Source organism: Microcoleus sp. FACHB-68 (assembly GCF_014695715.1).
In the GTDB taxonomy this organism is placed as follows: domain Bacteria; phylum Cyanobacteriota; class Cyanobacteriia; order Cyanobacteriales; family Oscillatoriaceae; genus FACHB-68.
Map to the genome: position 1 here is coordinate 71,802 of NZ_JACJOT010000018.1, position 20,069 is coordinate 91,870.

Below are 20,069 nucleotides of genomic sequence, written 5' to 3' on the forward strand. Positions count from 1 at the left end.
TTGGGACACAGGAGCCGATGACAGCCCATAAATTGGATATTGCAAGTGGACAATCTTGCGTTTAGTTTAAACCGGCATGGGCTTGTCCCAGGCGCAGTTAACATGGTAATGTAGATAAACACTTCGGGATGTAGCGCAGCTTGGTAGCGCACCTCGTTCGGGACGAGGGGGTCGCAGGTTCAAATCCTGTCATCCCGATTTTTTACAAAGAGCAAAAGTTAAAGTTGGGCCGGCAGGATGGATGAGCTGCCTAGGCGGATTCCGGAACCCGGACTCCGCGATCGGCACTTACTCAACTCCAGCATGGAAAATGCTCCACGTCCTACTTAATCCTCTTTTGGGCCAAAAACCATTTGCAGAATCATCGTATTTTCACCCTGCTGATGGTATCTATCGGCCCAGGCGCGGATGATTTCATCCAACTCTTCCATCGCTTGATCGATGCGATCAGCGGGGATATCGAGTTCTTCTAAAATCCGCATCACCTTCTTGGGCTGCCGTTCTGCCCAATCTTTCATCAGCCGGAAATACCGAGCGGTATCCTCCACCATGATGAAAGTCCGCTCCTCTTCACCCGAAGGCGAGTAAGAGGCACGGGTGAGCGCATAGAAAGGCATTCCCCAAGGAGAATCAATCTTTGCGACAGTGCCGGCACAAATTAAGCGTCGCTTAATATGTTCTGCTAACGCCTCACTTAAAGGCAACCGCCGCTCTGGTGGGTAATCTTCCTGATGGCGGGCATAAAGGAATTCAATCATTTCCATGAACTGGAAAGAGTTGATCAGTTGCGCGTCAGGCAGATTAGGCGGCAGTTTTTGTTCAATCTGTCGCTTTTCTTCAGAAGTGAGACTGGTGCCAGGAATGCGCGGGCGTCCAGGCATCCAGGAATACTGTTCCAGCCAGACATAGGGAAACTCAATCAGGTAGCGCGGCTCTTGAGAGCCAAGCATCTTCATGAGTTTGCCGTGCGTCAGTGCCTCTTTGACTTCCTCCACAATTGCCTTAACCCGCTTAGGTTCAATGTGGTGGAGGTGCCCCGTCATCCGCAGATTCTGATCCTGCTCCAGATAGGTCTGGTAAATGGCACACTTAGCCGCCGTAGCGGCTGCATCTAGAAACGCTCCGTGCCGGTGCCCACTGGTTCTCATGGCGCTGAATGCAAGATAAAACATGATCTGATCCATGGCACTGGGGCTAAGGCGTTTGATCAGATCGAGGTCGTTGGTCATCACAATCCTTAAGACGGATAGATTAGGAGGAGTCAAATGCTCCTCAGTTGATTGTTGCGTATGATGGTTGCGACACAACCAGATTCGGTCATGTCGATTTTGGCGCTTTGAGTCAGCAGCCTTCAGATGCACCTATTCCTTGAGAGGAAATGAGGTATCCGTAAAGTTATGTAGCTTGCTACCCATTAAAATTACTGACAGCGGAAGCCCCTACCTTTCAAGACTGAGTAACTATTTACCCAGTTCTCATGCCTCAGTACGAAGATAGGGCTGAGGCTGGTTAACGTCAAGCTTGCTCTACCCTGATGAGAGCGTCCGGCTCGGCTACAGTAGACCCCGCCTTTCAGCATGGAGTTGCTGACATTTACTTTATAGCCTTCAATGCTTTAATTGTGACACTTCCTTTGACAATAAGGGGATAAAGCTTTTGGGTAAATTTGGCAGTGCGTTCAGATCCCAAAAAAAAACCGGATTGGCCGGCTGCTGCTGCTGATCGCTCGGTCAGCCAAATGCCGGTGTTAAAAGGGCATTGACATCGGTCACGACTGGCTGTGTAAATCGCTTAGTTCGCCTTGCCGGCTCTGCCTTCCCCACGAGTTGGCTGCTTTCTCGATTTGAGGGGGAGCAGTGTTAAAGATTCAGCCATTCATTCGCCCACTACCCCGATGAGGAGAAATCTCATCCTCGTTTTCTGCTTGTGTTGAATGGAGAAAAGAAGTGGCTCGAAGCAACTCAGTCGAATCGGAGCCAATCCCTAAGGAACCAAAGACAAAGCCAACCAACAGCAAACTTGATAAGACGATAGAGGCGCAAGTCCGCATGGGAAATGTCCGTATCAGAGTTTTCTACTCCTAATACGCACTGGCGAATGGGTCATCCGGATATTTTGTCAACGTTGAGCAGACTGAACAGATGAGGTGGCTGTGGTTCTTAGCAAATTGCTTCGACAAGTAGCCAGTTGCCGGCTTGATTGAGATGCCCCCAAACACTAAGCGGTTGTCCTGTCAGACAAGTTTGTAACTGTTGGTCTACCTCAGGCTGAAGGGTAACGAGTGTCCAGCTTTGAGGGGAAATTCCAGTTGGGGTGGTAAGGGTGATGGTGTAATCCTGCGGGGCGTGCCGGTGGAAGATGCCGGTGAAGGTTGTTTGTCCTGGACGACTGGCAGATGAGCGATGAGTGACGACTGATAGTAAAGGAGAGTCGCCGTCGGCAGGATAGGCGTCTGGGAAATCTAAGTAGTGGCGCTGCCGGTGCAGCCATTCTGGGTGATCCGGTGTCAAATTAAACAGAGGAATGATCGCTGCCGGTGCAGTTGGTTCTGTTAATAGCGCCTCTTGCAGAATTCTCACGGGCAAGTCTCGCGGTTGGCAGCCTCGCTCAATACACAGTGCTGCTGCCATCCCCGCTGCTTGACCGATCCCCATGACAACCGGCTGCAACCGCGTGGCACCATTGGCAATATGGGATACAGAAATATTTTTTTCACAGACGAGAAGGCCATCAGTTTGAACTGGGATCAAGCTCCCGTAGGGAATGGTAAAGGGTGTGCCGGTGCATCGCCCTCCCCAGCGAAGGGATTTTGGTTGTAGTGGGAGAGAGGCTGTGTCTTGCGCCTCTGCATCGGTGTAGTGGTGGTCGTTTGCGTAGTTACCCAAAGCGATCGCGGTTACTTGGCCGGCTGAATCTGTCGCCAAGCTGGCAACTCTGCCTCCCGGCATCGGCAAAATATCTTGCTCTCGCACTGTCACACGTCCTAGGAGACGTCTGCTTTCCCGATAGTAAGGATGTAGCGCATAAGCCGTGCTTTGATTTTGAGTTGCCCTGTTAGCTGTTAAACTTTCTGGAAAGATGTGTTCAGCTAGGCCATATTGGCGGCCAAGTTGCATTTGGATAAAGCGGGCAAAACTTTGGGTGTGCCAGCGGGCTTCTTGGAGAAATTCATTCCGTGCGGCTTCCGATTGAATCAGGCGCTCAAGCCGCTGGCCATAGTCATTGCCCCGCCGTGGCCAGTTAATCATAAAGCGATTAAACGGCAATCGTCCGTAATTTAGAAACCGCTGTGGGCCATAGTTGTCCCAAGCACCGGCAAACTGAGCGGGATTATCCAGAGGTGGGGCGGGAATTTCGGGGGCTACGGCACCGGCACCGTAATCCTGCATAATCACAACCCAGGTGGGGGCCTGTACGGGGTAGCGTTGTGTAAAAGTATTGGGTTCAATAGGGGCGCTGGGTTCATCCCACTCGGCTTGAAATTCCCAACTCCAACGATGGGGCACTTCGGCTAGGGCTATTACGTCTCCGAGTTCGGTGGCATCTAGGGTTAAATGGGCACGGACGGTGAAATCTGCAAATCGGATGCCGGTGATCCGGTTCCCCTGCTGCAAGACTTCCAAGGGCACTTGGCTACTAATCCACTGCAAGTTTGGCAACTGCTGCACCCAGTCAGCAAAAATTTGGTGGCCAATGCGCGGATCGTAAGTAAAAAAGCTGACCCAACCGTTGTCTAATCCACCCGTTTGTCGCTGGTGGAGTGAGCGCAGGAAGGCACCCCAAATGCCGGTTTGAAAGGCTGCTAGTTCATTGCCGTCGGGCGCTGAAACGCCGGCTGAGGTGAGCATTCCTCCTAACCAGGGAAATTCGCTGACTAAGATGGTTTTGGCCCCCCGTCGGGCTGCTTGCAGGGCGGCTGCTGTGCCGCCGGTGCCGCCACCAACGACTAAGACATCAGCGCTCAATTCATCTACCACGTTGGGTTTTAGGTGCATTAATACTTGAGTCCTGCTAAATTTTAGGATGGGTTGGTCGCAAATGCGAGCCGGCTAAGAAACGACCGACATCTGCCGGTGCGTCCTCAACAATTTGTTTTTCTATATTGACTTTCGCTTCGCTTGCATTTATTTTTTAATGCTTGTCACGACCTTTAAAATCACCGCTAGGGAGTAGCCATCTGTATGGATCGTCGGACTTTTTTAACTTGGGTCTGGTTGGGTTGCTTGACTAGCGTTTCCCCGGCGATGGTTAAGGCCGGCACTGCAGGGGCTAAGGGTGAGCTAGCCGATGATTTGGTTTCCCAACGATTAGAACCTGTTGTATTTTATGTGGCGCTTAACGGCAATGATGCTTGGTCTGGTCTACAAGCAGATCCCAATACAGCAAAGACAGATGGCCCATTCGCTACGATCCAGAAGGCACGCGACGCTATTCGCAAACTTAAGCGTGAGCAAGGAGCTACACTCAAGCAACCTGTCAGTGTTTTATTGCGCGGCGGCACTTACTTTTTAAGTGAGCCGGTGATCTTTACCCCTGAAGATTCTGGCACTGCCAAATTTCCCATAACCTATGAAGCGTATCGTGATGAGAAGCCGGTGATCAGCGGTGGTCAGCCGGTTACAGGTTGGAAGCAAGAGGGGAATATTTGGAAAGCTACCCTGCCGGCCTCAGACAAAGGAAGCTGGGATTTCCTTACTTTAAGAGTGGGCAATGAGTGGGCCACTCGCGCCCGGTATCCTAATTTTGAACCCAAAAATCCGTATAAAGGTGGATGGTTATTTGCTAAGAATACTTCACCCAGTAAAACTGAAGTCGTTGTTGATCCCGCAAAGTTTCCCTCATGGTCAGACTGGAGCAACGCAGAAATCAACATTTATACTAATAAGGGCTGGTGGAATGCTCTGCTTCCAATCGAACGTGTAGAAAAAGATAAGCACACACTATATATTAATTGCCCGGAAGAAATTGGACAGGGAAATCGCTTCTTTATTACAAATGTTAGAGAAGCTTTAGATAGTCCTGGTGAGTGGTGTTTAAATAAAACGACTGGCGATGTCTTTTACTGGCCAGTACAAAAAGATTTTCAAAAATTAGAAATAGTTGCTCCAAAATTAGCCGTAATAATTTCTTTAGAAGGAGACATAAGAAAAAACAAATATGTAGAAAGTATTAATTTTAAAAACCTTATCTTTACTGATACTACTTCGCCCGGTCGGGGGTATGCTTGGCGAATGCATGCTGGGATTTGGTTAACAGGCGCACGAAAATGTGAAATTGAAGATTGTACCTTTACTCACATGGTCGGCTATGGAATCTTACTTAAGGAAGGATCTTCTGACAATCAAATTTTAAGCAATAAAATGGAAAAGTTAGGGCAAGGTGGCGTATTGCTAGCAACAAGTAATCTTGAGGGTCAAGAATTACCTTCCCCATCTTCTAATCTAATTGCTAACAATTACATTTATGAATGTGGATTGATTTATAAAGGGGTTGCCGGTGTTGCTATTTTAAAAGGTAAGAATAATCGAGTGGCTTATAATCAAATTAGCCGAATGCCAAGATGGGGTATTTCTATAGGTTATGATTCCCAGGACAACATTATAGAGTACAACGAAGTTGTAGATACGAGTTTAGAAACTATAGACTCTGGAGCTATTTATACATACGGAGACAGTAAGCAACTAACTGGCAACATTATTCGATTCAACTTTATTCGCCATTCTGGAGGTCTGTCAAGCACATCAGAGGAACGCTTTCTTTTCCCTCACTTTACTTGGGGGATCTACCTTGACACTTACAGCAGCAGTACAACTGTTTATGGAAACATTGTTGTTGGCACAGTGTGGGGTGGTTTATGTATTCTCGGGGGCAAGGACAACATAATAGAGAACAATATTTTTATCAATGGCGCAGAGCATCAAATCACTGTGTTCGCACTTGACGAATTTATGAAGGGTAATATCTTTCGGCGTAACATCGTTGTGTTTGACAACCCAAATGCTGACCTGTGGTTTAGCTACCCAAGTTTATGGAACCGCAAACGCTTGGCGGAAAGCAACTTCAACCTTTACTGGCATACAGGTGGTTTAGATATAGAAAAGACGGGACGGGTAATTACACCAGAGGGCGATTTTAGTAAATGGCAAGCAGCCGGCTTTGATCGCAACTCCCCGATAGCCTCGCCACTGTTTGTTGCTGCGGAAAAGGGAGACTTTCGGCTTAAAGCCGACTCACCGGCCCTTAAATTAGGTTTTCAGCCTATCCCAATCGAACGTATCGGCCCTAAAGGATTCAATCGTAGCAAAGAGACCACCGTAAGGTAATGTAAAGAAAAGTTTCGGGCTGTGTGGTAAGCAGACGTGCCTTAGTATGAATGGGTAAAAGGGGTAACTATGAAAGCACAAGTTTTTAGAGGTGTCAACCAACTGAGCTACGAAGAGGTGCCGGTGCCGGCAATCGCACCGGATGAAGTGCTGGTAAAGGTTCAAGTCGTTGGGTTGTGCCAGTCTGATATCAAAAAAATTCGCTATCCCCTATACGAACCACCACGCATTTTTGGTCATGAAACAGCAGGGGTGATTGCAGCAGTTGGAGATGCCGTGACAAATTGGCAAGTGGGACAGCGGGTTGTAGTGATGCACCATATCCCCTGTATGCACTGTATATACTGCCTGAATGAAAACTTTTCCATGTGCGAAACCTACAAAAACATCACCACTACAGCGGGATTTGCACCCAGTGGAGGCGGTTTTGCAGAGTGTGTCAAAGTTCCAGGGCACATTGTTCGCAACGGCGGGTTGATTCCAATTCCTGATGAAGTGAGTTTTGAGCAAGCCAGTTTTGTCGAACCCACCAACTGCTGTCTCAAAGCAGTTAAGAAAGCCCAGATCGCTCCTGGCCAAACGATTTTAGTGACGGGTGCCGGTCCAATCGGGCTGATGTTTATTATGTTAGTGAAGTATTTTGGAGCCAGAGCGATTGCCACAGATTTGCTACCCTCCCGCATTGAGAAAGCCTTGCAAGTAGGGGCAGATGCTGCTTTTGATGCCCGCGATGCCGAGTTGCCGACTAAGGTGCAGGCGCTCACTAATGGCCTAGGAGTGGATACGACTTTACTGGCAGTCCCTAGTGAAAAAGCTTTTTTTCAAGCCCTTGATTGTACTCGCAAAGGTGGAAAAATACTGTTCTTTGCCGAGTTTCCTGACGAGGTGGAAATTCCGATTAATCCCAACATTCTCTACCGGCGGGAAATTGACCTGATGGGCAGTTACAGTTCTTCCTATCGATTGCAAGCGTTGTCTGCTGATATTGTGTTCCATAAGCGAATAGATGTGGAAGCGCTCATTAGTGATCACTATCCGTTGCAAGATTTAGCAGCAGCAGTGGATCGGGCTGTGCAGCCGGCGGCAGAAACCTATAAGATTCTCATTTATCCCTGATATCAGGAAGAAGTGAAGCAATGAAGATTAGTGGGGGGTGAGGTGTACAGGCTTAAGAGATGCCGGTTGTACTACCTCAAATCTCAAGTAAAAAAAACAGGGGCTGATTCCTTAAACAAAGTTAGGGTAAAAACAGCTCACATATTAGAATTGACGACTTCTACTAGGAACTTTGATAGAGCAGCGCCGTCTTTTTGATGACAGAGAAGACTGTGAAAATAGTTCAATCGAGCGAGAGGGGGATGTCTTGGGGTTACTGGTTGTGAAGAGGAAAAATATTATTGAAATATTTTCCTCTCCCTTGTTTGCAAAATTTATGGAGTGCCAATGCTGAGCAAGATAGCTACAGCTATTAAAAAAATTAACCCCGGGCAGCGTCAAATTATAGGCAATACAGGTTGGTTATTTGCCAGTCGCATTCTCCGATTGGGTTTGGGACTGGTTGTTGGAGTTTTGCTAGCCCGGTATCTAGGTCCAGAACAGTTTGGCCTCTACAACTACACTATTTCCTTCGTAGTATTATTTAGTCCGCTAGCGACGCTTGGGTTAGATAGTATTGTAATCCGTGATATTGTCCGTGAACCCTTATCTAAGCTCGAAACGCTAGGGACAGCGTTTGTCTTAAAGCTTATAGGTAGCTTTATAACTTTCTGCTTAGCGACAGGTGCAATTTTCTTTTTGCGCTTTGATGATAACTTAGCTCACTGGCTTGTCGGACTTGCAGCAGTCGCCAGTATTTTTCAAGCTTTTGACGTGATTGAATTTTGGTTTAACTCGCAAATTAAATCAAAGTATGGAATATATGCTAAATACTCAGCTTTTATTTTCGTTAATGTTCTGAGAATCGTTTTAATACAAATGAATGCATCACTGATTGCATTCGCCTGGTTGATCTTTATAGAAAGTTTACTAAGTGCTGTAGGTTTGGTAATCGTTTATCAAGCTTCTGGGGATAATGCCTTGGCTTGGCAAGTCAGCATAAAACGTGCCAAGCAACTATTGAAAGATAGCTGGCCTTTGCTTCTTTCTAGTATAAGTATAGTTATATATATGCGTATTGACCAAGTTATGCTGGGAGAGTTAGCATCTATTGCTGACATTGGAAATTACTCAGTAGCAGTGCGCTTAGTAGAAGTTTGGTATATAATACCAATGACTCTCAATCAGGCTTTGTTTCCATCAATTGTTAATTTGAAAAAAGTTGCTCCAGAAACTTATGAGGCAAGAATTCAGCGCCTTTACACACTAATGATTTGGATGGCTATTATTGCTGCTATTTTAATTTCTTATATTTCAAGCCAGTTGGTCAAAGTTATTTATGGAGAGCAATATATCGAAGCAGCCCCTATTCTTTCTATTCAGGCGTGGATGGCGACATCTGTGTTCTTTGGAGTTGCTAGAGCTTCCTGGGTAACTACAGAAGGATATCTGCTAGATGAAATGTATGTGAACATTATCGGCTGTATTTTAAATGTAATTTTAAATTTTATACTCATTCCAACACAAGGAGCAATTGGAGCTACAGTAGCTTCGTTACTCACTGCCTTTGGAGCTAACTTTATTGTTGCTATTTACTCAAAACCGATTAGAATTAGTCTGAGAATGTACTTGATTAGTCTCCTTCTTCCCCTGAACTTATTAAAGAAAATATTATGTGCGGTATAACTGGATTTTATCAGTCAACTACCCTTGATTCAGCGGCTCTGCAACGCATGACTAAAGCGATTAGTCATCGGGGGCCTGATGACGAGGGATTCTACTTTGCTCAATCATCAGGAACTGGATTAGGTCACCGTCGATTATCAATTCTTGACCTCAGTCCATTAGGGCATCAACCAATGACTTATGAAAATTCAGGTCTTTGGATAGTCTTTAATGGTGAGATATACAATTTTATAGAAATTAGAACAGAGCTAGAGCAGAAAGGATACAGGTTTTGTTCTGATAGTGATACTGAGGTGATTTTAGCGGCTTACTTAGAGTGGGGAAAGAACGCATTTGCAAAATTTAACGGAATGTGGGCGCTTGCCCTCTATGATGAAAACCGTAAAGAGTTGCTTCTGTGCCGGGATCGCTATGGCATAAAGCCACTATATTACCACTTAGATAAGCAGCAGCTAGTGTTTGGATCCGAGTACAAAGTTTTCTGGGCAGTTGCCAGGGAACTAAGTGTATCTTGGGATCTTAGAGGTATTAAGACTGCTTTAGGGAGTGCGTTCTACCTTGAAAGTTCTGGCTTTACCCTATTGGAAAAAGTTCGGAATTTACTACCCGGACATTATCTGGTAGCCAATGAATCAGGAGTTGAGGTTCATCAGTGGTGGAGAACTTTAGATCACTTGGTTGAAGTCCCGGCAACTCTTGAGGAACAAGCTGAACAGCTTGAAGAGCTGTTTAGAGATGCCTGCCGCCTTCGCCTCCGCAGTGATGTGCCGGTTGGTACATCTTTAAGTGGAGGAATAGATTCTAGCAGCGTTGTGGTCATGCTAAGCGATTTGGCCTATTCTGGAGAAGTAGGTGAGCGTGCTTCTAAAAGTTGGCAAAAAACTTTCATCCACTCCTTTAAGGGCACATCATTTGATGAAACAGATTATGCAGATATAGCGGCAAATGCAGCCGATGCAGAAAAGATATATGTGACAGCCGATCCTGATGAACTCTTAAAAAGATTGGATAGTATTTTGTATGCCTTTGAAAGCATTTACCCAGGTATGCCTGATAGTGGATGGCGAGTCTATAAATCTCAGCGAGAAAATGGAGTTATCGTCTCCCTAGACGGCCACGGTGCTGATGAGATGCTGGGCGGCTATGGCTTTTATGTCACTGCGGCTATGGAAGATAGTTCTGTTTTTTCTTCTCGATTTTGGTCACTTCTAGAGCAACAACGGCAAATGTTGGGCGATATGGTGCCTCGGTATTTTACTATCCAGACTATACTAAAATCTCGTTCTTGGATAAAAGCGAATAAAGAGCTAGCAAAGAAAATTTTGGGAAATTTATCGTTAAATAGTAAATTTTTATCTGAGGAAGCTCATAAACTCGAAGGTTATGATAAATTAAAAACTGAATTACCGTTGCGATGGGATGCACTAAATCAGTCACTATATCAAGACTTTCATCATATAATACTGCCCAGAATTCTTAAAAACTTTGATTTGATGTCAATGGCTCATGGCATAGAAGTCCGGATGCCGTTTATGGATTATCGTTTGATTAATTATGTCTTTTCTTTGCCTAGCAGCAGTAAAATTGGCGAGGGATATACTAAACTTGTATTACGCAAAGCCATGTCTAATTTACTGCCCGATCCGATTAGATTGCGGCAAACAAAGTTTGGTTTCAACTCACCCCTTACTCAGTGGTTGCAAAACGAGCTAAAGATATGGATTCAAGACACCCTAGAAAGCGACTCAATGGGCAGCGATCTAGTAGACATGAAAAAACTTAAAAATTTTTACAATGAGAAAATTGTTTCGGGTCAGTTTGAGTGGGCTGAAGCTTCACAATTTTGGGTTTGCTTAAATGCAATCAGGTTAACGCAGATTATGGAGAAGGGAGTGTGACGATTACTGTTGCACAGCTTGGCTGTGGTTACTGGGGGCCGAACTTATTGCGCAATTTCTCGGCGCAGTCGGATTGTTGGGTCAAATGGCTGGCAGACTTGAGTCCTCAACGACGGAGTTATGTTGAAGCAAATTACCCCAAAACCAAGACAACAGCCAATTGGGAAGATGTCATGGCTGATCCAGAGGTGGATGCTGTTGTTGTCGCTACCCCGGCCTCCACTCATTACAAATTAGCAAAGGTAGCCCTTGAAGCCGGCAAGCACGTGCTGGTAGAGAAACCCTTAGCCATGTGTACGACTGAGGCGGATGAGTTAGTTGCCCTTGCTGAGGCAACAGGGCGGACTTTGATGGTAGGGCACACCTTTCTCTACAACGCTGCTGTACGGCATCTAAAGCAACTTCTGGACAAAGGTGAACTAGGGGAACTCTACTATATTTATAGCCAGCGCCTAAATCTCGGTCAGGTACGTTCAGATGTCAATGCTTGGTGGAATCTAGCCCCTCACGATGTTAGCATTCTGCTGTATTTAATGGATGGCGAACTTCCTGTTTCAGTTAGTGCTTATGGGATGGACTACATTCAAGCCGGCATTGAGGATGTGGTGTTCGCCACTTTAACTTGGGCGAATCGGGTTACTGCCCACATTCAAGTCAGTTGGCTCGATCCGGGTAAGGTGCGGAAAATGACGCTAGTGAGTAGCCGCAAAATGCTTGTTTACGACGATGTCAGTGATGACAAACTCACAATTTTAGATAAAGGAATTGATCGGATTCCTAAGGCTGGTGAAAGCATGGATTATGATAACTTTAATAACTACCAGCTTTTTCATCGAGCCGGCGATATTTGGCTGCCAAAAATTAACTTTCAGGAACCTCTAAAAACTGAGGTTGCTCATTTCTTAGATTGTATACGGCTACAGGGCCAGAGCCCCCTAACGGGAGGCAAGCAGGGGCGAGATGTAGTGGCTATCTTGGAAGCCGGACAGCACTCAATAAAAAATAATGGAAAACCTATAACTTTGTAACTTATGGAAAACTGGAAGATAGAACCCATAGAAGCATTTTTCAAAGAAGATTGCTTGTTTAAAGGTAACAATTTGTTCTATTCGCGAGAATGGATATCCCTTATAACAGAGGAGTATGGATTTAATTTTAAAGCCGTAGTTAAAGAGGACACTCATCCTGAAGACAGTTTACTGATTTTTGCTGAGGTAGATGACATTTTTGGTAAACGGCTAGTTTCACTGCCTTTTAGTGATTATACAGAACCTTTCGCTTTAGATGACTTAGAGATAGTTTCGATCTTAAGTTTTTTAAAAGAAAAGTATTATGATTGGACAATTACTTTTAAGTTTCACGGTCAGCTTGAAGAACTGGAAAAAATAAATTATACTAACATTCGTCAAGCGGTTTGTCATAGAGTAAATCTCAGGGGAAGTGTTGACGAACTGTGGAACCGGACAAGTCATGCTTTTAAAAAAGGAGTAAAGAAAGCACAGAGAAACCAAGTACGAGTAGAAATTATAAACACGGATAAGGGCATAGAGATGTTTCATAGGCTCCTAACCAACTTAAGGCGTAAAAAGTTTCATATACTGCCTCAACCTAAATCATTTTATCTAAGTTTTATAAAGAATTTTATAAATAAAGGCCAGGGTAATGTTTGGGTTGCATTTATGGATGATAAACCAATTGCATCTGCTTTAATTTTAAACAATGGCTCAGCACTTTTTGATAAAATGGGGGTGTCAGATGAAGAATATCTTGAATTTAGGCCGAACAACCTTCTGCTGTGGGAAATAATGAAGTCTGGAAACCAACAAGCATTTGAATATTTAGATATGGGATTAAGCCAAATTAATTACACAGGCTTGATTAGATTTAAAGATTCTATGGGAGGGGTGCAGACGCCAATAAATTATTACAGGTATACTCCAGAATGCTATGATATTGAGCGGGAAGGCAAGATTAAAAATCTGTTGTCTGGAGTAACAGGACTTTTGGTTAGACCTGAAATTCCTGATGAAGTAGTACAAGAAGCTGGAAATCTTTTGTATAAGTATTTTTGTTAAGAATTGAGCGGCGCTGTCTTCCCTAATAATCGTAGCTAGGCCAACTTAGGCTAGAATTTAGTTTAATCAAATTATGGATAATTTGAGCATGGACAATATGGAAAAAGATAGGAGGTTGTTATCAGGTTATCAAGTTTGTCTAAAAACTCTAGAAGCTCAGGATTTAGAATATATTTACAAATGGAAAAATGATTGGGAATTAGCACGGCAGATAAAAGCGTATCCTTTACCTATAGCTATATCTGAAATTCAAGAATGGCTTAAAAAAAACCATTTAGATAAAAATCAGATTTTTCTAGGAATTTATTTAAAAGATTATGTGAGCATAATTGGAGTTGTTAGATTAAAATATATAGATTGGATCAGTAGAAATGCGGAACTCGGTCTTTATATAGGCGAGGACAAATACAGAGGCAGAGGTTTAGGAAAAGAAGCTCTTAAATTACTCCTTAACTATGCTTTTCTGGAAATTAATTTACATAAAATTAGCTTGACAGTTTTAGACTACAATGTAAATGCCATAAAATTATATGAATCTTGTGGATTTACAAAAGAAGGGGTGCTGAGAGAGCAATTTTGGGTAAACGGAAAATATGAAAACGTTTTTTTAATGGGCTTATTAAGAAATGAATATAACCAAAATATATTATTGGATGAATAATCAACAAGCAGAAAATATATTAAGGTAAAAATATTTTTTGACCCACATTATTGATTGAGCCACTAAGTTGTTAGATCAACTTGAAGCCTATCAATACGGCAACACCACAATTTAATTGAACAGTAAAATGATCCCACTTGTAGATTTGAAAGCCCAGTATGCCTCAATCCGAACCGATATCGATGCTGCCATGCAAGCGGTACTTGACCAAACTGCCTTTATTGGTGGCGAAGAACTAAAGCAGTTTGAGGCAGAATTTGCAGCCTACTGCGGAGCCAAAGCTTGTGTGGGCGTTGGCAATGGAACCGATGCGCTCTATCTAGCCCTACGGTGTCTCGGCATCGGGCCAGGTGATGAGGTGATTACTGTAGCGCACACCTTTATTGCAACAGCAGAAGCTATCTCCTTAACAGGAGCTAAGCCTGTTTTTGTAGACATCCGGGAAGATACAATGCTAATGAATCCGGATGCCTTAGAAGCAGCAATAACACCCCGAACACGGGCCGTTATTGTTGTTCATCTGTATGGTCAGCCCTGCGAGATGGATCGGATATTGGAAATTGCCCGACACCACAATCTGAAAGTAGTTGAAGATGCAGCTCAGGCCCATGGTGCTTACTGGCAAGGGCAACGAGTGGGAACTCTTGGGGATGTAGCCTGCTTTAGCTTCTATCCCGGTAAGAATTTAGGTGCTTATGGGGATGGCGGTGCAGTGGTTAGCCAAGATGAAGACTTGATTCGTCGTCTTCGCCGGCTGGCCAATCATGGAAGGTTAGAGAAGTACACCCACGAGATTGAGGGAGTTAACAGCCGGTTAGATGGCTTGCAAGCTGCGATCTTAAGGGTAAAATTGCGCCATTTAGATAAGTGGAATGCAGGGAGACAACGACACGCAGCCCATTATCTAGAAGCTTTAAGAGGCAGTGGGGTAAAGCTGCCGATGGTGCATCCACAGGCAGAATCCGTGTGGCACTTATTTGTCGTGCGCCTTAGGGAACGCGAACATCTCCAAGCGCGTCTAAAAGAGCAAGGAATTGCCACAGGTATTCATTACCCATTGCCGCTCCACCAACAACCAGCGTATAAATATTTAGGCGTTCCAGAGGGGTCGTTGCCGGTGACGGAGAAGGTAGCTTCAGAAATTGTCAGCTTGCCAATATACGCGGAGTTAACAACGCAGCAGGTTGAGACAGTTAGTAAGGCAATACAAACAGTCATTAGCGCGTTGCAAAATCTATGAGTTATCGGTTTGTTAAGGTTACAACTCACTATAAGGAGTATTTAAACGACTACTATCGGCGCAACGGAGATGTGGTGCATAAAACTTATCAAGAACAGATGCAGCATATCATGGCGGAAGCGTATGGGTGGGCTGATTTTTTTACAACTCATTTGATGAAGCTGGGGGTTGACGCCTGCGAAATCATAGCGAATGCTTTACCCTTACAGCAGGCATGGGCGCAAGAACATGGCCTTAAATCATCAGGCAAAAATATAGTAATGGCTCAGTTGAAAGCTTTACAACCTGATGTTATTTTTTTTCAAGATAGCTTTAGATTTAATGGGGAGTGGATTACTTATTTAAAAGAACAAGTGCCTTCAATCAAACAAGTTATAGGTTGGGTAGCGGCACCGCACACGGCTGATGATATTCAGCAATTTAAGGTATTTGATTATATGCTGACGTCTCATCCGGGCTTCCGTCAACAACTGAAAGACCAAGGCTTGTCAATGTACCAATTTAATCATGGATTTGAAGCCTCATTGCTACCAAAGATTAGTTATAATGATGAGAAAAGTGTCATAGATTGTACTTTTATAGGTTCTCTTTATAAAGGAGAAGGTTTGTTCAATGAGCGAGTAAAGATGCTAGAGACTCTTTTAGAGTCTAATATAACTTTGAAAATATCTGGAGATTTACCCAAAGCAAAGCCGAGTAAGATATTGCTGAAACAGGCAGCTTATATCACGGCTAAAACCCTGAAAAATGTAGGCTTAACAAGGGTCAGCCAACAGATACCGGGATTGAAAGCAGCAGTGCATTGGACTCAAATACCTCAAGCCCCTTACTATTCGGAAAACTTGATAAGAGTAATTCAGCCTCCCTTGTATGGCATTAATATGCTTCGCGTACTTTCATGTGGTAAAGTAGGGTTGAATTTTCACGGCGATGCTTCCGGGCCATATGCAGGGAATATCCGTTTGTATGAAGTGACAGGGGTAGGCTCTTGCTTACTGACGGACTGGAAAGAAAACTTACACGAGCTGTTTGAACTGGATAGAGAAGTAGTAACTTACAAATCCGCTGATGAGTGTATAGAAAAAGCTAAGTGGCTGTTAGAAAATCCCCTGGAAAGAGAACTAATTGCCAAAGCCGGCCAAGCTCGAACATTGAAAGATCATACCTATGAAAAGAGAGCGGTGCAGTTAAATCAGCTAATTAATAAAAATTTTTAACCCCGTAAACTTTTTTATTAAAGTAAATAGGCGTCTCATTACATAAACATGAAGGAGTAAACATTTAGATATGCCTACTTTAGATTGGCTTAAAAAGGAGTATAGCTATGGTTATGACAGTGGTAATGTACTGTCAATCATACCTAACTTCAGGCGCTTTCGCGATGAAACAAGAATTGGTGGCTCTTACCGTCAGGTATTTCTTAAAGGAGTATTGCCATACATAAAACCAGATTCAGTTGTTATTGAACTCGGTCCGGGTAAAGGTTCTTGGTCAAGAGCTATTTTAAACTATATTCCTGAAGGAAAATTGCACACACTAGATTTTCAGGATGTCTCTCCATGGTTGAAACCTGAAAATTATGGGGGAAGGCTGGTCTGTCATCAAGTAGAAAATAGCTCCTTTTCTTGCTTGGACGATAATTGTTTTGATTTTTTTTGGTCTTTTGGAGTATTGTGCCACAATAATTTAGAAAATATAAGAGAAATACTTCAAAATTCATTGCAAAAAATGAAAGTGGGGGGAGTTGCTATCCATCAATACGGAGACTGGGAGAAGTTAAATGATTATGGTTGGAAAAAAGGTAAAGTTCCAGAAAGGTTCAAAAATTTGCCAAATGATGAGATATGGTGGCCACGCAACAACCAACAAATGATGTCATCTCTTGCTAAAGAAGTAGGATGGCAAGTTATTTCTCCCGATTTGGGATTGGTAAAACGTGATTCAATGATAGCCTTGCGGAGAGAAAAATAGAAGCATTTAAAGTAACGGTTAAATCATTAAATTTATTAGCACAGACATGAAAAAACTATTGTTTGAAACTCTCAGAGGTCTCACTAAAAGGCTAGATGTAAATCGGGTGAAACATCTACTTGGAGCAACCGAGGATTTTCCGCCAGATTTTGATCAAGAAATGATCGATAGGATTGTCAGCGTTAGACCTTACACACTAACTTCCCCGGAGAGAATTTATGCTTTATGTGAGGCCGTTAAGTACATAGTCAATTCTAAAATTCCCGGGGATATAGTTGAATGTGGGGTATGGAAAGGCGGAAGCATGATTGCTGTAGCTCGTACTTTAATTCAGTTGAACGATTGCAGCCGAAATCTTCATCTTTTTGACACCTTTGAAGGGATGACAGAACCTGGTGAAAAAGATGTAGATTATCAAGGATTTTCAGCCTCAAAATATTTAAAGAGCAGTAACAAAGAAGAGGATATAAACTCTATCTGGTGTTACGCGCCTCTTGAAGCCGTGAAAATGGCTGTTAAAACTGTGGGTTATGATAGCAATAAGATTCATTTTGTAAAGGGAAAAGTGGAAGAGACTATACCTTCTAAAGCTCCAAAAACAATTTCCCTTCTTAGGCTCGATACTGACTGGTATGAGTCTACCAAACACGAACTTATCCATTTATTTCCTCGAATTTCTCCGGGAGGAGTTATTATTATAGATGATTACGGTCATTGGCAAGGTGCCCGCAAAGCCGTAGATGAGTACATAGAAGAAAATAAAATTAAAATTCTTTTGAACAGAATAGATTATACAGGAAGAATAGGAGTTGTTTTAAATTGAGCAGACTTATAAAAAATTAAAATTTATAAAATTTACCAGAGCGGCAGATGAAGCTTTTAAATATAGGTTGCGGTTCCACATTTCATCCTGCTTGGATAAACATTGACGTTGCTCCTCAATCGCCAAAGGTTCAAAAATATGATATTCGTAAAAAATTGCCGTTTTTAGAAAATGGCTTTGATGCTTGTTACAGCAGCCATGTGTTAGAACATCTAACCAAAGAAGAGGCTCGAAATCTTCTGGCTGAGTGTTTGCGCGTATTGAAAACTGGAAGCGTAGTTAGAATTGTTGTTCCAGATTTGGAAGCGATTGCCAGAAATTATCTGGAGACTCTTGAGCGAGTTGAGAAGGGAATAGTTGGCTCAGAATCCGACTATGATTGGATGTTGCTAGAAATGTACGATCAAACTGTGCGTCAATATAGCGGAGGTGAGATGTGCCGTTATTTAAGCAGACCAGATATTAAAAATAGCGATTTTATACGCTCAAGAATAGGATTTGAATCTGAAATTAATCAGGCATCAATGTGGAAAAAACTAAAATCTAAGAACCCTTCCTGGTTTATCCGAAAGTTTAGAACTAAGCTTGCGGAAATTTTAGTAGCATTGATTGCCGGCAGAGAAACACAGCATGCTTTTAAAGAGGGTGTTTTTCGAGCTTCAGGAGAAATACATCGCTGGATGTATGACCGCTTTTCTCTTCAACGCATGCTTGAAAAAACAGGATTTGTAGATGTGCGTGTCTGTCGCGCTGATGAAAGTCGTATTCCAGACTTCAGTAGTTATAACTTGGATATTATTGAGGGCAAAATTCGCAAACCTGATTCTTTGTTCATGGAAGGAATCAAACCATGAAGCCTTTGCTTCTCAGCATTTATGACATTTCTGGTGGGGCAGCTCGTGCTGCCTACCGGCTGCATGGGGGTTTGCAGCATATAGGTGTCAACTCGCAGATGTTGGTGCAGGCAAAACAAAGTGAGGATGAAACGGTTATCGCCCCGCAGACTAAGATGGGGATGGGTTTCGCCATGTTGAGACCAACGCTAGACTTGCTGCCGCTGGCCCTTTATTCTAAACGAGAGCGCACCCCATACTTCCCACAGTGGCTGCCAGATACGATCACCACCAAAGTGAGCCAACTCAACCCAGATGTGATCAACCTGCATTGGGTTTGCGGTGGATTCGTGCAAATTGAAACGCTGGCTAAACTGGGTAAGCCCATTGTTTGGACTCTTCATGATATGTGGCCATTCACTGGTGGCTGTCACTATACTCAAGAGTGTGCTCGTTACACTGATTCCTGCGGTGCTTGTCCTCAACTTGGCAGTCACAAAGATAAGGATTTATCGCGCTGGGTATGGCAGCGCAAGGCTAAAGCTTGGAAAGATTTAAATTTAACCATTATTACTCCTAGCCATTGGCTAGCAAAATGCGCTGCCTCTAGTTCTCTTTTCGAGAATCAGCGGGTAGAAGTGATTCCCAATGGACTGGATAGTCGGCAGTACAAGCCTATTGACCGACGGCTGGCAAGAGAACGTCTAAATTTACCCCAAGACAAGCTGCTTATCCTGTTTGGCTCACTTAGGGCTACTAGCGAACATCGTAAGGGATTTCATTTACTTCAGCCGGCCTTGAAAAGTCTAAGCAAGTCTGGATGGCACGAGAAACTGGAACTGGTTGTTTTTGGTGCCTCTCAGCCTACTCATCCACCCGATTTAGGTCTTAAATCTCACTATCTGGGGAGATTGAGTGATGATATTTCGCTCGCACTGGTTTATGCGGCAGCTGATGTCTTTGTCGCACCTTCAGTTCAAGATAATTTGCCAAACACAGTGATGGAGGCTCTAGCCTGCGGGACTCCCTGCGTGGCATTCAAAATTGGCGGGATGCCTGATATGATTGAGCATCAGGAAAACGGCTATCTGGCCAGCCCCTTTGAGGTGGAGGATTTTGCTAAAGGTATTGTTTGGGTGTTGGAGGATAAGGAGCGCTGGCTGAGATTATGTCAGCGGGCGCGTGAGAAAGCAGAACAGGAATTCACTCAACAGTTACAAGCCAGCCGCTACTTGGCCGTGTTTGCAGAAATCATAGCTGGGCGGAACGAAAGCAGCTTTAAAGCTTCCAGGTGAACATTTTGGTTGAGCATACAGTCTGGGTAGTGGAGGGTGAGTAGTGAGAGGGAAGCACGGAAAGGATATGAGAACGACAGCAAAGATGATAAAAGAGTTGACGCTATAGTTGCAGTTACGTAGCTCATAGCATCCTTTATTTAGGAAATTGTATGCCACCCTTATCAAT

At 43.8% G+C, this 20,069-nt stretch carries 15 protein-coding genes and 1 tRNA gene; 14 read left to right on the forward strand and 2 right to left on the reverse strand.

Annotated features, from left to right (window positions below):
- Window positions 1–124: 124 nt before the first annotated feature.
- Window positions 125–198 (forward strand) — tRNA-Pro (locus tag H6F73_RS24045).
- Between the two features lie 128 nt (window positions 199–326).
- Here H6F73_RS24045 and hetR read toward each other — a convergent pair.
- Window positions 327–1,229 carry a heterocyst differentiation master regulator HetR gene (hetR, locus tag H6F73_RS24050; protein WP_190666044.1) on the reverse strand — a complete coding sequence of 301 codons (903 nt, stop codon included), beginning with the start codon at window positions 1,227–1,229 and terminating at the stop codon, window positions 327–329.
- 930 nt (window positions 1,230–2,159) lie between these two features.
- Window positions 2,160–3,995 (reverse strand): FAD-dependent oxidoreductase, encoded by a 1,836-nt coding sequence (locus H6F73_RS24055; RefSeq protein WP_190761301.1) that lies wholly within the window; start codon window positions 3,993–3,995, stop codon window positions 2,160–2,162.
- 186 nt (window positions 3,996–4,181) lie between these two features.
- On the opposite strand from H6F73_RS24055, the gene H6F73_RS24060 reads away from it, so the two are divergent.
- From H6F73_RS24060 to H6F73_RS24120, 13 genes are all read left to right on the forward strand, one after another.
- Entirely contained in the window at window positions 4,182–6,323 is a 2,142-nt protein-coding gene (locus H6F73_RS24060) for a right-handed parallel beta-helix repeat-containing protein (RefSeq protein ID WP_190761302.1), read from the forward strand.
- Window positions 6,324–6,392: 69 nt separating this feature from the next.
- Window positions 6,393–7,439: a zinc-dependent dehydrogenase gene (locus H6F73_RS24065; protein WP_190761303.1), complete on the forward strand. Its 1,047-nt coding sequence runs from the start codon at window positions 6,393–6,395 to the stop codon at window positions 7,437–7,439.
- A gap of 327 nt (window positions 7,440–7,766) precedes the next feature.
- Window positions 7,767–9,104: a flippase gene (locus H6F73_RS24070; RefSeq protein WP_190761304.1), complete on the forward strand. Its 1,338-nt coding sequence runs from the start codon at window positions 7,767–7,769 to the stop codon at window positions 9,102–9,104.
- A gap of 47 nt (window positions 9,105–9,151) precedes the next feature.
- Window positions 9,152–11,002 (forward strand): asparagine synthase (glutamine-hydrolyzing), encoded by a 1,851-nt coding sequence (gene asnB / locus H6F73_RS24075; RefSeq protein ID WP_242072638.1) that lies wholly within the window; start codon window positions 9,152–9,154, stop codon window positions 11,000–11,002.
- Window positions 10,999–12,030 carry a Gfo/Idh/MocA family oxidoreductase gene (locus tag H6F73_RS24080; protein WP_190761306.1) on the forward strand — a complete coding sequence of 344 codons (1,032 nt, stop codon included), beginning with the start codon at window positions 10,999–11,001 and terminating at the stop codon, window positions 12,028–12,030. Before asnB ends, H6F73_RS24080 begins: the two co-directional genes overlap by 4 nt.
- A 3-nt stretch (window positions 12,031–12,033) precedes the next feature.
- Complete coding sequence (locus tag H6F73_RS24085) at window positions 12,034–13,077, forward strand: GNAT family N-acetyltransferase (protein ID WP_190761307.1); 1,044 nt, start codon at window positions 12,034–12,036, stop codon at window positions 13,075–13,077.
- Between the two features lie 88 nt (window positions 13,078–13,165).
- Complete coding sequence (locus H6F73_RS24090; protein ID WP_190761308.1) at window positions 13,166–13,738, forward strand: GNAT family protein; 573 nt, start codon at window positions 13,166–13,168, stop codon at window positions 13,736–13,738.
- A gap of 127 nt (window positions 13,739–13,865) precedes the next feature.
- Entirely contained in the window at window positions 13,866–14,978 is a 1,113-nt protein-coding gene (locus H6F73_RS24095; RefSeq protein WP_190761309.1) for a DegT/DnrJ/EryC1/StrS family aminotransferase, read from the forward strand.
- Complete coding sequence (locus H6F73_RS24100) at window positions 14,975–16,195, forward strand: glycosyltransferase (protein ID WP_190761310.1); 1,221 nt, start codon at window positions 14,975–14,977, stop codon at window positions 16,193–16,195. Before H6F73_RS24095 ends, H6F73_RS24100 begins: the two co-directional genes overlap by 4 nt.
- 70 nt (window positions 16,196–16,265) lie before the next feature.
- Entirely contained in the window at window positions 16,266–16,949 is a 684-nt protein-coding gene (locus H6F73_RS24105; protein ID WP_190761311.1) for a class I SAM-dependent methyltransferase, read from the forward strand.
- A 46-nt stretch (window positions 16,950–16,995) separates the two neighbouring features.
- Window positions 16,996–17,772, forward strand: coding sequence for a TylF/MycF/NovP-related O-methyltransferase (locus H6F73_RS24110; RefSeq protein WP_190761312.1), 777 nt, complete (start codon window positions 16,996–16,998; stop codon window positions 17,770–17,772).
- A 47-nt stretch (window positions 17,773–17,819) separates the two neighbouring features.
- Window positions 17,820–18,626 carry a methyltransferase domain-containing protein gene (locus tag H6F73_RS24115; protein ID WP_190761313.1) on the forward strand — a complete coding sequence of 269 codons (807 nt, stop codon included), beginning with the start codon at window positions 17,820–17,822 and terminating at the stop codon, window positions 18,624–18,626.
- Window positions 18,623–19,900 carry a glycosyltransferase family 4 protein gene (locus tag H6F73_RS24120; protein ID WP_190761314.1) on the forward strand — a complete coding sequence of 426 codons (1,278 nt, stop codon included), beginning with the start codon at window positions 18,623–18,625 and terminating at the stop codon, window positions 19,898–19,900. Before H6F73_RS24115 ends, H6F73_RS24120 begins: the two co-directional genes overlap by 4 nt.
- Window positions 19,901–20,069: the final 169 nt, after the last annotated feature.